Source organism: Streptomyces sp. NPDC018693 (genome assembly GCF_044391385.1).
In the GTDB taxonomy this organism is placed as follows: domain Bacteria; phylum Actinomycetota; class Actinomycetes; order Streptomycetales; family Streptomycetaceae; genus Streptomyces.
Window position 1 is genome coordinate 69,710 of the sequence record NZ_JBIRZZ010000018.1, and the last position, 12,411, is coordinate 82,120.

13 protein-coding genes and 1 tRNA gene are annotated in these 12,411 nt (G+C 72.0%); 8 read left to right on the forward strand and 6 right to left on the reverse strand.

The annotated features are described in order from the left end of the window. The first annotated feature begins 42 nt into the window (after positions 1-42). Genes tdh through ACH5AC_RS32835 form a run of 6 tightly spaced genes read left to right on the forward strand, consistent with a single transcriptional unit; the run spans position 43 to position 4,776 of the window. Positions 43-1,071, forward strand: a complete 1,029-nt coding sequence (gene tdh / locus ACH5AC_RS32810; protein WP_398865913.1) for an L-threonine 3-dehydrogenase — start codon at positions 43-45, stop codon at positions 1,069-1,071. Between the two features lie 37 nt (positions 1,072-1,108). Further along, on the forward strand, positions 1,109-2,302 hold the full coding sequence (locus tag ACH5AC_RS32815) for a glycine C-acetyltransferase (RefSeq protein WP_398865914.1): 1,194 nt from the start codon (positions 1,109-1,111) through the stop codon (positions 2,300-2,302). Positions 2,303-2,333: 31 nt separating this feature from the next. Next, positions 2,334-3,239, forward strand: coding sequence for a LysR family transcriptional regulator (locus tag ACH5AC_RS32820; protein WP_398865915.1), 906 nt, complete (start codon positions 2,334-2,336; stop codon positions 3,237-3,239). Positions 3,240-3,277: 38 nt separating this feature from the next. Further along, positions 3,278-3,862: a helix-turn-helix domain-containing protein gene (locus ACH5AC_RS32825; RefSeq protein ID WP_398865916.1), complete on the forward strand. Its 585-nt coding sequence runs from the start codon at positions 3,278-3,280 to the stop codon at positions 3,860-3,862. Beyond that, positions 3,859-4,386 (forward strand): GNAT family N-acetyltransferase, encoded by a 528-nt coding sequence (locus tag ACH5AC_RS32830; protein WP_398865917.1) that lies wholly within the window; start codon positions 3,859-3,861, stop codon positions 4,384-4,386. The genes ACH5AC_RS32825 and ACH5AC_RS32830 overlap by 4 nt, the downstream gene beginning before the upstream one ends. Before the next feature lie 30 nt (positions 4,387-4,416). Beyond that, a complete protein-coding gene (locus ACH5AC_RS32835) occupies positions 4,417-4,776 on the forward strand; it encodes an MmcQ/YjbR family DNA-binding protein (RefSeq protein ID WP_398865918.1) in 360 nt (119 codons plus the stop codon). A gap of 25 nt (positions 4,777-4,801) precedes the next feature. On the opposite strand, the gene ACH5AC_RS32840 is transcribed toward ACH5AC_RS32835, so the two are convergent. Both ACH5AC_RS32840 and ACH5AC_RS32845 read right to left on the reverse strand, forming a co-directional pair. Beyond that, the gene (locus tag ACH5AC_RS32840; RefSeq protein WP_398865919.1) at positions 4,802-5,710 is read right to left on the reverse strand and encodes a transketolase family protein; all 909 of its coding nucleotides are present in this window, start codon (positions 5,708-5,710) and stop codon (positions 4,802-4,804) included. Positions 5,711-5,740: 30 nt separating this feature from the next. Beyond that, positions 5,741-6,448, reverse strand: coding sequence for a transketolase (locus tag ACH5AC_RS32845; protein ID WP_398865920.1), 708 nt, complete (start codon positions 6,446-6,448; stop codon positions 5,741-5,743). A gap of 146 nt (positions 6,449-6,594) precedes the next feature. Here ACH5AC_RS32845 and ACH5AC_RS32850 point away from each other — a divergent pair. Together ACH5AC_RS32850 and ACH5AC_RS32855 are read left to right on the forward strand one after the other, a co-directional pair. Continuing rightward, a tRNA-Pro gene (locus ACH5AC_RS32850) sits at positions 6,595-6,668 on the forward strand. Between the two features lie 145 nt (positions 6,669-6,813). Continuing rightward, positions 6,814-8,229: an amidase gene (locus tag ACH5AC_RS32855; protein ID WP_398865921.1), complete on the forward strand. Its 1,416-nt coding sequence runs from the start codon at positions 6,814-6,816 to the stop codon at positions 8,227-8,229. 89 nt (positions 8,230-8,318) lie between these two features. Here ACH5AC_RS32855 and thpR read toward each other — a convergent pair whose 3' ends face one another. The 4 genes from thpR to ACH5AC_RS32875 all read right to left on the reverse strand — a co-directional run bounded on the left by thpR (position 8,319) and on the right by ACH5AC_RS32875 (position 12,119). Further along, complete coding sequence (gene thpR, locus ACH5AC_RS32860) at positions 8,319-8,939, reverse strand: RNA 2',3'-cyclic phosphodiesterase (RefSeq protein ID WP_398865922.1); 621 nt, start codon at positions 8,937-8,939, stop codon at positions 8,319-8,321. Between the two features lie 126 nt (positions 8,940-9,065). Then, positions 9,066-9,866: an ATP-binding cassette domain-containing protein gene (locus ACH5AC_RS32865; protein WP_398865923.1), complete on the reverse strand. Its 801-nt coding sequence runs from the start codon at positions 9,864-9,866 to the stop codon at positions 9,066-9,068. Positions 9,867-9,901: 35 nt separating this feature from the next. Further along, positions 9,902-11,017 carry an ABC transporter permease gene (locus ACH5AC_RS32870; protein WP_398865924.1) on the reverse strand — a complete coding sequence of 372 codons (1,116 nt, stop codon included), beginning with the start codon at positions 11,015-11,017 and terminating at the stop codon, positions 9,902-9,904. Between the two features lie 52 nt (positions 11,018-11,069). Next, positions 11,070-12,119 carry a substrate-binding domain-containing protein gene (locus tag ACH5AC_RS32875; RefSeq protein WP_398865926.1) on the reverse strand — a complete coding sequence of 350 codons (1,050 nt, stop codon included), beginning with the start codon at positions 12,117-12,119 and terminating at the stop codon, positions 11,070-11,072. Positions 12,120-12,411 lie beyond the last annotated feature (292 nt).

Sequence of the window (12,411 nt, forward strand, 5' to 3'; positions counted from 1 at the left end):
TCATGCCCGCGCGCCCGGGACCTCACCACAGGAGCCGTAGCGTTGAAGGCGCTGGTCAAGGAGAAGGCGGAGCCGGGGCTGCGGCTCGCGGACGTCCCGGAGCCGGAGATCGGCCCCGGTGACGTACTGATCAAGGTGCTGCGCACCGGCATCTGCGGCACCGACCTGCACATCCGGTCCTGGGACGGCTGGGCGCAGCAGGCGATCCGCACCCCGCTCGTGCTCGGCCACGAGTTCGTCGGCGAGGTCGTCGGGACCGGCCGCGACGTCACCGACATCGCCGTCGGCGACCGGGTCAGCGGTGAGGGCCACCTGGTGTGCGGCAAGTGCCGCAACTGCCTGGCCGGCCGCCGCCATCTGTGCCGGGCCACGGTCGGCCTCGGCGTGGGCCGCGACGGCGCCTTCGCGGAGTACGTGGCGCTGCCCGCGACCAACGTCTGGGTGCATCGCGTCCCCGTCGACCTCGATGTCGCCGCGATCTTCGACCCGTTCGGCAACGCCGTGCACACCGCCCTGTCCTTCCCGCTGGTCGGCGAGGACGTGCTCATCACCGGCGCCGGCCCGATCGGCCTGATGGCCGCCGCGGTGGCCCGGCACGCCGGCGCCCGCAACGTCGTCATCACCGACGTCAGCGAGGAACGGCTGGAGCTGGCCCGCAAGATCGGCGTGAGCCTCGCCCTGAACGTGTCGCAGGCGTCCATCGCCGACGGACAGCGCGAACTCGGCCTGCGTGAGGGCTTCGACATCGGCCTGGAGATGTCCGGCCGCCCCGAGGCGATGCGCGACATGATCGCCAACATGACGCACGGCGGCCGGATCGCCATGCTCGGCCTGCCGTCGCAGGAGTTCGCCGTGGACTGGGCCCGGATCGTCACCTCGATGATCACCATCAAGGGCATCTACGGCCGGGAGATGTTCGAGACCTGGTACGCGATGTCCGTCCTGCTGGAGGGCGGCCTCGACCTCGCCCCCGTGATCACCGGCCGGTACGACTACCGCGACTTCGAGGCGGCCTTCGCCGACGCCGCCAGCGGCAAGGGCGGCAAGGTCATCCTCGACTGGACCGCGTAACTCGACCGGACCGCTTCATCCTCAAGGAGCTTCTTCGATGTTCGACTCCGTGCGCGACGACCTGCGCACCACCCTCGACGAGATCCGCGCCGCCGGTCTGCACAAGCCGGAGCGGGTCATCGGCAGCCCGCAGTCCGCGACCGTCGACGTGACCGCGGGCGGCCGCCCCGGCGAGGTCCTCAACTTCTGCGCGAACAACTACCTCGGCCTGGCCGACCACCCCGAGGTGATCGCCGCCGCCCACGCGGCCCTGGACCGCTGGGGCTACGGCATGGCGTCCGTGCGCTTCATCTGCGGCACGCAGGAGGTGCACAAGGAGCTGGAGGCGCGGCTGTCGGCGTTCCTCGGCCAGGAGGACACGATCCTGTACTCCTCCTGCTTCGACGCCAACGGCGGGGTCTTCGAGACCCTCCTCGGCCCCGAGGACGCGGTGATCTCCGACGCGCTCAACCACGCCTCGATCATCGACGGCATCCGGCTCTCCAAGGCCCGCCGCTTCCGCTACGCCAACCGTGATCTGGCCGACCTGGAACGCCAGTTGAAGGACGCGTCCGACGCCCGGCGCCGGCTGATCGTCACCGACGGCGTGTTCTCCATGGACGGCTATGTGGCCCCGCTGGCCGAGATCTGCGACCTCGCCGACCGCTACGACGCCATGGTCATGGTCGACGACTCGCACGCCGTCGGCTTCGTCGGCCCCGGCGGCCGCGGCACCCCCGAGCTGCACGGCGTGATGGACCGCGTCGACATCATCACCGGCACCCTCGGCAAGGCGCTCGGCGGCGCCTCCGGCGGCTATGTCGCCGCCCGCGCCGAGATCGTCGCCCTGCTGCGGCAGCGCTCGCGGCCGTACCTCTTCTCCAACACCCTGGCGCCCGTGATCGCCGCGGCCTCGCTGAAGGTCCTCGACCTGCTGGAGTCGGCGGACGACCTGCGGGTCCGCCTCAAGGAGAACACCGCCCTGTTCCGGCGCCGGATGACCGAGGAGGGCTTCGACATCCTCCCCGGCGACCACGCCATCGCGCCGGTCATGATCGGCGACGCGGCGAAGGCGGGCCGGATGGCGGAGCTGCTGCTGGAGCGCGGGGTGTACGTGATCGGGTTCTCGTACCCGGTGGTGCCGCAGGGCCAGGCCCGCATCCGGGTCCAGCTGTCCGCCGCGCACTCCACCGAGGACGTGAACCGCGCGGTGGACGCCTTCGTGGCGGCCCGGGCCGAGCTGGAGGGCTGAGCGGCCCGGACATATTGCGATAATCGATCCCATGATCGAGGCGCGGCGGCTCCACATCCTCCGTGCGGTGGCCGACCACCGTACGGTGACGGCGGCTGCCGCCGCGCTGTATCTCACCCCCTCCGCGGTCTCCCAGCAGCTGACCGCCCTGGAGCAGGAGACCGGCCACCGCCTGGTCGAGCGCGGCGCCAAGGGCGTACGGCTCACCCCGGCCGGCGAGATCCTGCTCGGCCACACCAACGCCGTCCTCGCCCAGCTGGAGCGCGCGGAGGCCGAGCTGGCCGCCTACGGGTCGGGCCAGGCCGGCACCGTCACCGTGGCCGCCTTCGCGACCGGGATCGCGCTGGTCGTGGCACCCGCCGTGGCGTACCTCGCCGGGACGGCGCCCGGCATACGGATCCGGGTGCGGGACGCGGAGGGCGACGCCAGCCTGCCGATGGTCCTGGACCGGCAGGTCGATGTCGCGGTGGCCGTCGAGTACCGCGGGGCACCGTCGGCCGACGACCCCCGGCTGACCCATGTGCCCCTCTACGCGGAGCCCTTCGACGCGGTCGTCCCGGTGAGCCACCGGCTGGCCGACACGGCCGAGGTCCCCCTCTCCGAGCTGGCGAAGGACGCGTGGATCGGCCCCTACCCCGGCAACCCCTGCCATGACGTGGTGGTCCTGGCCTGTGAGAGCGCAGGCTTCCAGCCCCGCATGGAGCACTCCTCGGACGACTTCCGCGCGGTCGTCGCCCTCGCCTCGGCCGATGTGGGCGTGGCCCTCGTACCGCGTTCGGCGCTGCGCGGCATGGACCTGACGGGCGTGGTCGTCCGCCCCGTGGACGGAGTGGCCCCCACCCGCCGCGTCTTCGCGGCCATACGGCGGGGAGCGGAGGGGCACCCCCTGATCCGCCCGGTGCTGGACGCGCTGGGGGAGGCGGCGGCCCGACTCTGAGCTTCCGGTCGTTGCAAATTCGGGATATCGTCCCACATGTGAAACGAGATCTCGGGGCTGAGGCCCCCGACCCCGTCGATGCCCGACTCGGCGCCCGGCTGGCCACACTGCGCGCCGAACGCGGCTGGTCCCTGGGCGAGTTGGCCGAGCGCAGCGGAGTGAGCCGGTCGACCCTGTCGCGGGCCGAGCGGGCCGAGATCAGCCCGACCGCGTCCCTGCTGAACCGCCTGTGCCACGTCTACGGCCGCACCATGTCCCAGCTGCTCAGCGAGGTCGAGGCCGAGCCGGCGCCAGTGGTGCGCGCCGCCGACCAGCCGGTCTGGGAGGACCGCGCCTCCGGCTTCGTACGGCGGTCCGTGTCGCCGCCGCACCCCGGGCTGCGGGGCGAACTCGTCGAGGGCCGGCTCGCACCCGGAGCCGACATCGCCTACGACCGGCCGCCCGTGCCCGGCCTGGAACAGCACATCTGGGTCCTGGAGGGCGCCCTGGAGCTGACCGCCGACAACGCGACGCACCAGCTCGACGCCGGTGACTGTCTGCGGCTGCGGGTCTGGGGGGCGACGCGTTTCCGGTGCGCCGGGGACACCGAGGTCCGGTACCTGGTGGCGGTGGTGCTGCCGTGACCGTCACCCGGCTGGACGCCGCGCGACTCCTCTCCCGCGTCGAGGACCTCGCCGACCTGCTGCTCGACACCGTGGCCGGCGGCGCCTCGGTCGGCTTCCTCCACCCGCTCGACCGCGCCGAGGCCGCCGCCTGGTGGAGGGAGCGCGCTGCCGCGCTGGCCGCCGGACAGCTCGCGGTCTGGGGCGCCCACGACGGGGACCGCGTCGTCGGCACGGTCAGCCTGGCCTTCCCCGACAAGCCCAACAGCCGGCACCGCGCCGAACTCGTCAAGCTGATGGTCCACCGGGACGCCCGGGGCCGGGGCCTCGGCCGCACCCTGCTCACCACCGCGGAGGCGGCGGCCGCCGCGGCCGGGATCACCCTGCTCCACCTGGACACCGAGACCGACAGCCCCGCCGAGCATCTGTACCGCACCGGCGGCTGGACCAGGGCCGGCGTCATCCCCGACTACGCGGCCGCGCCCGGCGGAGCGCTGCGGCCCACGACCCTGTACTACAAGCGGCTGGAACCCGCCGCGGGGTGACTGTCAGTGGGAACGGCTACGGTGCGAAGCATGCAGGACGCCGATGACGTACGCAGAATCGCCCTGTCCCTCCCGGACACGACGGAGAAGATCGCCTGGAGCATGCCCACGTTCCGGGTCGCGGGGAAGATGTTCGCCACACTGCCCGAGGACGAGACCTCCGTCGCCGTGCGCTGCCCCAAGGAGGAGCGCGACGAACTGGTCCTCGCCGAGCCGGAGAAGTTCTGGATCGCCGACCACGAGGCCCAGTTCGCCTGGGTGCGGGCCCGGCTCGCCGCGCTGGAGGACGAGCAGGAGCTGCGCGACATCCTCGCCGACTCCTGGCGCCAGGCCGCCCCGACGAGACTCCTGGAGGCGTACCCGGGCCTGGGGCTGGCGACCGGCTCCTGAGGCGGGGGCTCCGCGGAAGCGGTGCTCACACCCGTGCGCCCGCCAGGAACTCCCCGATCCGCTCTCGCAGCGACCCGGCGTCCAGCCCGTGCGCGGCGACATGCTCCTCGACCGTCCCGTAGCGCCGCAGCTCACGGCGGCCCACGCCCAGGCCCAGCACCCGGTGGGGCAGGTCGGCGAGGGCGTCGTTCGCGGCGGCCGTGGAGGTGCCCGCGAGGTACGGCTCGACGAGCACGACGTCCGTACCCGCGGCCTCGGTCGCGCGGCGCAGCGCGGCCCCGTCGAAGGGACGCACGGTCGTCGCGTAGAGCACCGTCACATCGAGGCCCTCGGTGGCCGTGAGCACGTCGTCGAGGACCGGCCCGACGGCCACCACCACGCCCGAGCGGCCCTCGCGGACGGTCAGGAAGCGCCGGCCGTCCACGGCGTGGGCGTCGCCGTTCGCCAGCTCGGACAACCGGACGTACACCTTGTCGTCGCCCGCGGCCACCGCGTGCCGCAGCAGCGTCTCCGCCTCGTCCGGGTGGCCCGGCACATGGACGGTCCACCCGTCCAGCGTGTCCAGCAGCGCCACGTCCCCGGGCGCCATATGGGTGTAGCCGCCCGCCGGCCAGTCGAAGGACGCCGCGGCGCTCACCAGCACCGCGCCCACCCCCTGGTGGCCCAGATCGAGCTTGACCTGCTCGAAGGGCCGCTCCACCAGGAAGCTGGCGAAGGTGTGCACGACGGGCCGCAGCCCGGTCAGCGCCAGCCCGGCGCCCGCGCCGACCAGCAGCTGCTCGCGGATGCCGACGTTGATCACCCGGTCGGGATGGCGGCGCAGCGCCTGAGTGAGGCGGTCCTTGCCGATCTCGGCGAGGACGACCGCGACCCGCGGATCCTCGTCCAGCAGCCGGGTGACGACGGGGGCGAAACGGTCACGCATGGATTCCATGGAAGGGGCCTTTCGGAAGAGAAGCGGGGCTCAGACGGACTTCGGCTCGACCCGGGCGACCACCGCGTGCGGCCGGCCCGGATGCGGGGCGGTGAAGGCGGCGTACAGCGCCTCGTGGTCGCGCCCGTCGACGGTCGCCGTGGACCAGCCCGCGACCTCGAAGCGGGCGGCGATCCCGCCGGGCCGGGCGTGGCTGGCGGAGGAGTTGTCGACGACGACCGTGTGCAGTCGCTCCAGGCCGGCAGGACCGGCGAAGGCGATCGCCTCGTGGTTGCTGCCCTCGTCCAGCTCGGCGTCCCCGATGAGCGTCCACACCCGCGGCTCGTCCAGCCCCTGCGCGCGCAGCCCGAGGGCCGTGCCGACGGCGATCGGCAGCCCGTGCCCCAGTGACCCGCTGCCGATCTCGACCCCCGGCACCAGGGTGCGGTCGGGGTGGTGGCCGAGCGGGGAGTCGTAGGACCCGAAGCCCGGCAGCCACTCCTCCGGCAGGAAGCCCTTCGCGGCGAGCACCGCGTAGTACGCCATCGGGCCGTGCCCCTTCGACAGCAGGAACCGGTCCCGGTCCGGAGCCTTCGCGCGTCCGGGATCGACCCGCAGGACCCGGTCGTAGAGCACCCACAGCACGTCCAGCGTGGAGGTGGCGGCCGGCCCGTGCTTCTCGTCGCCCGTCATCAGGCTCATCAGCCGGGGCAGCTCGGTGTAGGGGCGCGCAGATGTGTGTCGCTCGGTGATCGTCATGCCGACGATCGTGCAACCTCGACCAAACTTGAGGTCAACTCGCCGGGTGACACCGGGCCGGAAGAAACCGGTGCGCGATCACCGACCGGAGTGCGGTATTGTTTTCCTGCGCGTTCGGCCAGGGGAAACCCCAGGTCAGACGGCATCGGGACGTGGCGCAGCTTGGTAGCGCACTTGACTGGGGGTCAAGGGGTCGCAGGTTCAAATCCTGTCGTCCCGACTGGTGAAAGTCGGAGGTCAGGGGCCGTTTCAGAGAGCATCTGAAACGGCCCCTCGGTCTGTTTCCGATCGTTTCCCTCGCGTGTTACTTGCCGGTAAGGAATGATGGGCAGGAAGCATCCATACGGGCGGGGACTGAGGCGGACGTGACGACATTCGAGGAACGGACCAGGGTGCACGCCTTCCGGGACGACGCTCTCGGAGAGCATGACGCCGTCGGCCTCGCCGCCGCGATCCGGCGGCGTGAGGTCAGCGCCGCGGAGGCCGCGCGGGACGCGGCGGAGCGGGTACGGGAGGTCGACGCGCGTCTCCACGCGGTCCAGGTGCACCTCGACGCCCCGGCCGACACGGGCGGGGCGGACGGTCTTCTCGCCGGGGTGCCGACCTTCGTCAAGGACAACACCGACTACCGGGGACTGCCCACCGGCCACGGCAGCGCCGCCTTCACCCCGAGGGCCGCGCGGCGGCACGCGCCGTTCACCCGGCAGTTCCTGAGCAGCGGCGTCACCGTGCTGGGCAAGACCCGGCTGCCCGAGTTCGGATTCAGCCCGACCACGGAGTACGACGGCGCCGAGCCGGTGCGCAACCCGTGGAACACGGGCCACTCGGCCGGCGGTTCGTCCGGCGGCAGCGCGGCGCTCGTCGCCGCCGGGGCGGTGCCGATCGCGCACGCCAACGACGGCGGGGGCTCGATCCGCATCCCCGCCGCCTGCTGCGGACTCGTCGGTCTCAAGCCGACCCGAGGCCGGGTCGTCGCGAACGCGCAGAGCCGTCAACTGCCGCTGGACATCGTCTCCGACGGCATCGTGAGCCGCTCCGTGCGGGACACCGCCGCGTTCCTCGCCGCCGCCGAGACACACTGGCGCAACCCCAAGCTGCCGCCGGTGGGTCTGGTCGAGGGCCCGACCGGGCGACGGCTGCGCATCGGGTTCCTGCTGGACTCGCCGAACGGGGTGCGGTCCGACGACGCCACCCGGGCGGCCGTCACGGAGACCGCGGCGACCCTCGAACGGCTCGGACACACCGTGGAGCCGGTGGAGCTGGCCATCGACCCCCGCTTCACCGACGACTTCCTCACCTACTGGGGACTGCTGTCCTTCCTCATCGGCGCCACGGGCCGCACCTTCGGCGCGGACTTCGACCGGCGCCACATGGACGGCCTCAGCGGAGGGCTCCGCGAGGCGTACCTGAGGAACTGGCGGCGCACTCCGGGCGTGCTGCGGAGACTGAGGCGGACGAAGGAGGCGTACGCGGCGGCCTTCCGCGGGCTCGACCTCGTCCTGTCGCCGGTGCTCGCCCATACCACGCCGCCCATCGGTCACCTCAGCCCGGCCGTCCCCTATCCGACGCTGATCGAGCGGATCCTCGCCTACGTCGCGTTCACCCCGGTCAACAACGTCGTCGGCACACCGTCGATCTCGGTGCCCGCCAACAGCGCGACGCAGGACGGGCTGCCCATCGGCGTGATGTTCTCCGGTCGCCCCGGCAGTGAACGCACGCTGCTGGAGGCCGCGTTCCAGCTGGAGGCGGACCGCCCCTTCCGGCGCGTCCAGGACAGCTGAGAGCGCCTGACTCGGCGGACCCCGCCTTCGGCCGCGAGCGGGCAGGGCCTGGCGGCCGGCACGCCGGCCGCTGTGCACGGACCGCACGGTCAGCGCCCCTCGAAGGCCCACGACTCGATGTCGCGGTAGCGGATCGGCCCGGGACTGCGGCCGAGGTTGCTGCCCACCAGGTGCAGACGGGCCGTGCGCCAGGGCCGGCCGGTGAACTCCGAGAGGCCGGCGGCCGCCGCCACCACGCTCGACGTGTCGGCGCGTCGAGCACGGGCGAGGGTGAGATGCGGTCGCAGGGGACGCCCCGCGAAGGGGACACCGCACTCCTCGACCAGGGCGCGCACGTCGGTGGCGAGCGTGTGCAGCCCCGCCAGGTCCCCGTCGATCCCGCTCCACAGCACCCGCTCGTCGAAATGGCCGCTGCCGCGCAGTACCAGCTCCAGGGGCGGGCGCGTCGCCGCCAGCTCCGCGAGGGGCGGCCGCAGCGACGGAACGGCCGTGACGGGCAGCTCCCCGAGGAAGGCCAGGGTGAGGTGCCAGTCCTCGATACGGTTCCACCGCATGAGCGGGTACGCCTCGTACGCGGGGGCCAGTGCGCGCGCCAGCTCGTCCTTGGCCTCGTCGGGCGGGGCGAGCGCGACGAACACCCGGGTCGTCGTCGCCGGCGGCTGCCCGTCCGCGCGGGACCGCGTCTCCTCGTGGCCGGCCTGTTCGATCATCCGCGCGCTCCCGCCTCTCTCGCCGCTCCGAGGCTACGGGGTTTCCTGGACCTCGGGGAAACGGCGGCCCGGAGGCCGTACCGGGGACACCGGCACGGCCTCCGGGCAGATCCGAGCCCCCAGGGCTCAGAGGGCGCGGCCCTCACGGTGGCGGCGCAGGCCCTCCGCTCCCTCCACGACCGCCGCGGTGAGCTCCTCGACGCTGGTGTCCTCACGGCGCACGTCGAGGATCTTGCGGCCGTGGTTCATCACGATGTGCCGGTCGCAGATCTGGAAGGCGTGGTGCAGGTTGTGCGTGACCAGCACCGAGCTGACGCCCTCCTGCTTGAGCTGCAGCAGATAGTTGAGCAGGGCCTCGGTCGCGCGGACGGCGAGCGCGCTGGTCGGCTCGTCCAGGATCAGCAGGCTGCGCTTGAAGTGCACCGCGCGGGCGATGGCCACCGCCTGCTGCTGGCCGCCGGAGAGCGAACCCACCAGCTGCCGGGGGCTCTTGATGCCCTCGATGGTCACCACGCTGTCGAGGATCCGGGCGGCGATCTCGTCCATCCTGCGGAGCCTGAGCATGCCCAGCGGGTTGGTCAGCTCGCGGCCCATGAAGATGTTGCGGGTGATGGTCATCGACGGCACCAGGGCGGAGTCCTGGAAGATCGTCTCGACCCCGCGCTTCTCGGTCTCCTGGCGGTTGAGCGTGGTCAGCTTCTCGCCGCGCCACAGATAGTCGCCCTGTTCGGCGGTGACGACCCCCGACATCGTCTTGACCAGCGTCGACTTGCCGGCGCCGTTGTCGCCGAGCAGACCGACGACCTCGCCCTGGTGGATGCGGAAGCTGACGTCGTCGAGGACGGTGTTCGCGCCGTACCGCTTGGTGATGCCGGACAGTTCCAGCAGCACCTCGCCGGTGCGCTCCTCGGTGGCGGTGGGGGACATGGGTGCTCCGTTTCCGGCGGCGGGCGCGGTGGCGCTCACTTCGCCTTCCCCTCGATCATGCGGTTGAAGAAGGCCGCGGCGACGATGATCAGACCGACGAAGAGGTCCAGGTAGAAGCCGGGCGCGCCGCCGAGCAGCAGGATGTCCTGCACGGTGAGGATGAGGGCCGCACCGAGGACCATTCCGAGGACACTGCCGCGCCCGCCGGACAGCGCCACACCGCCGACCACGGCGGCCGCGATCGCTTTGAGCTCCATGCCCCGGCCGGTGCCCGGCTGGACGGACCCGGTGCGGACGGCGGTCAGGATGGCGGCGAGCGCCACGCACAGTCCGAGGATGCCGAACGCGATGATCTTCACCCGGTCGGGGTTGATGGAGATGGCGCGGGCGGCGGCGGGGTTGCCGCCGACGGCCGTGATGTGGTTGCCGAGCTTGTGCCGGTGCACCAGCAGCCAGAACACGACCCCCACGGCGATCAGCCACAGCACCTGACCGCGGAAGAAGCCCAGGTCGGCGGTGAAGACCTGCTTCAGGGTCTCGCTCGGCACGATCAGGGCGGCCGTGGTGCCGTTGTAGAACAGCGCCGCCCCCTCCCAGAAGAGCATCATCCCGAGCGTCACGATGAAGGACGGGATCTTCGCCTTGGTGACGAGGAGGCCGTTGACCACCGCGATCGCCACACCGGTGAGCACGGCCATGCCGGCGGCGGCCCAGGCGCCCGCCCCGTCGGCGTACCAGCGGGTGAACACCAGGGCGCAGAAGGTGAAGTTGGCGCCGAGGGACAGGTCGAACTCGCCGGCGATGATCAGGATGCCGGCTCCGATGGCCAGGATCGCCAGCACCGGGATGGACTGGCTGAGGACGTTGAAGTTCGACTTCTCCAGGTAGGGGAAGCCCGCGGGGTCGATGAAGTAGTAGATGACGCAGCCGAGTTGCACCAGGGCGAAGACCAGGCCGATCTCCAGTGCGCCGCGCCCGCGGACATGGCGCAGCCGTTCGCTCAGCCGCTCCGCCCTGGTGGTGGGGGCGGAGTCCGCGAGGGTCCGCTTCCGGGGTGTCACCTCCTGTGGAGTGGTGACGTCCCCCGGGATCGCGGTGCCCCCTTCCGCCGGGGTGGTCCCCGCGGTCGCCTGACCGCTCCGCTCGCTCATGGTCGTACTGCCTTCCTGGATGGGGTGGGCGGGGTGGTGGTCGGGGATGTGGTCAGCGGACCTTGCCGGCCAGTTCCTTGGCGATGCCGACGTTGTCCTTGTCGACCAGGCCGCTGCCACCGGAGTTGATGTCGGCCGGGCTGAGGCCGAAGTCCAGGAGAAGACCGAGCTGCATGACCGACTGGAAGCCCTGGACGTAGCCCTGCTGGTCGGCCGCGGCGCCGATGGCCCCGGACTCGATGCCGGAGACGATCTGCGGCGCCAGGTCGAAGCCGACGACGGGCACCTTCAGGCCGGAGTCCTCCAGGGCCTTGGGGATGTTGCGGTGCGGGGTGCCGCCCAGCGGCACGATCGCGGCCGTCTTCTTGTGGCCGAGCAGATACTGGGTGATCTTGTCGAGGGCGGCGGAGTCCTCGATGCCGGTGCCGAGGATCTCGGTCTTGGCGCCGACCTCGTCGAGCGCGCGCTTGACGCCCGCGTGGCGCTGGACGGCGTACACCTGGTCCGGGAACTCGACCGGCGTGAGGACGGTGTCGCCCCGGCCGATGTCGGGGTTGTCGGCGAGCAGCCGCTTGCCGAGCAGATAGCCGACCTCCTCGAAGTCCTGGCCGACGAAGCCGAGCGTGCAGGCGCCGACCTCGCCCTCCTGGGTGATGTTGTAGCTGATCACGGGGATGCCGGCCTTCTGGGCCGCGCAGACGTTCTCGGTGTACTTGTTGGGGTCGTCCAGTACGACGGCCAGGGCGGCGGGCTTGTCGGCGACCGCGCTGCCGATCAGGTCGTTGTACTTGGACTGGTCGCCCGAGCTGGTCTGCATGTTCAGGTCGATGTTGAGCAGCTGCGCGGCGTCCTTGGCGCCCTGCGCGATGGTCGTCCAGAACGGGTCCCCGGGGTCCTGCGGGAGCAGGAAGGTGATCTTGCGGTCCTCGGCCTTGCTGCCGAGGCCCGATGCCAGTGACGTCCCCTTGCCCGAGGCCGACGCGGAGTCGTCGGAGCCCGCCGAGCAGCCGACGGCGAGCAGGGCGACGGCGGGGGCGAGGGCGAGGGCACGCCAGCCCGGGAGCCGACGGGTTCTTCGGGGTGAGGGAGCCGGGTGCGGCATGGTTCTACCTCTCTGCGGAGTCTGTCGGGAGCCGCGCCGCGCGGCCGCGGGCATGCGGGATCGACGGCGGTCTTCGACGGCACGGAACGGGGGCGAGGCCGGTGGTGGTGCCGGGGCCTCTGTGTTCGGCGTGCGGCGAGAACGCTCCAGGGTGGTGGCTGGAGCGGTCTACTAGCGCGCTCTAGTGCGAGAACAATGGCCCGCGTCGAATGTCATGTCAATGGCTTGTTGCCAGGAAATTTCGCGCGGGCGCGCCGGGCGGGGAGGGGTCGGGCGCCCCGCAGGTATTGGA

Coding starts and splice junctions, on each gene's coding strand:
- ACH5AC_RS32845 (WP_398865920.1), bottom strand. CDS start 6,448: ATGACGATCACCGAGCGACACACATCTGCGCGCCCCTACACCGAGCTG.
- ACH5AC_RS32815 (WP_398865914.1), top strand. CDS start 1,109: ATGTTCGACTCCGTGCGCGACGACCTGCGCACCACCCTCGACGAGATC.
- ACH5AC_RS32865 (WP_398865923.1), bottom strand. CDS start 9,866: ATGTCCCCCACCGCCACCGAGGAGCGCACCGGCGAGGTGCTGCTGGAA.
- ACH5AC_RS32840 (WP_398865919.1), bottom strand. CDS start 5,710: ATGGAATCCATGCGTGACCGTTTCGCCCCCGTCGTCACCCGGCTGCTG.
- ACH5AC_RS32870 (WP_398865924.1), bottom strand. CDS start 11,017: ATGAGCGAGCGGAGCGGTCAGGCGACCGCGGGGACCACCCCGGCGGAA.
- thpR (WP_398865922.1), bottom strand. CDS start 8,939: ATGATCGAACAGGCCGGCCACGAGGAGACGCGGTCCCGCGCGGACGGG.
- ACH5AC_RS32835 (WP_398865918.1), top strand. CDS start 4,417: ATGCAGGACGCCGATGACGTACGCAGAATCGCCCTGTCCCTCCCGGAC.
- ACH5AC_RS32875 (WP_398865926.1), bottom strand. CDS start 12,119: ATGCCGCACCCGGCTCCCTCACCCCGAAGAACCCGTCGGCTCCCGGGC.
- ACH5AC_RS32820 (WP_398865915.1), top strand. CDS start 2,334: ATGATCGAGGCGCGGCGGCTCCACATCCTCCGTGCGGTGGCCGACCAC.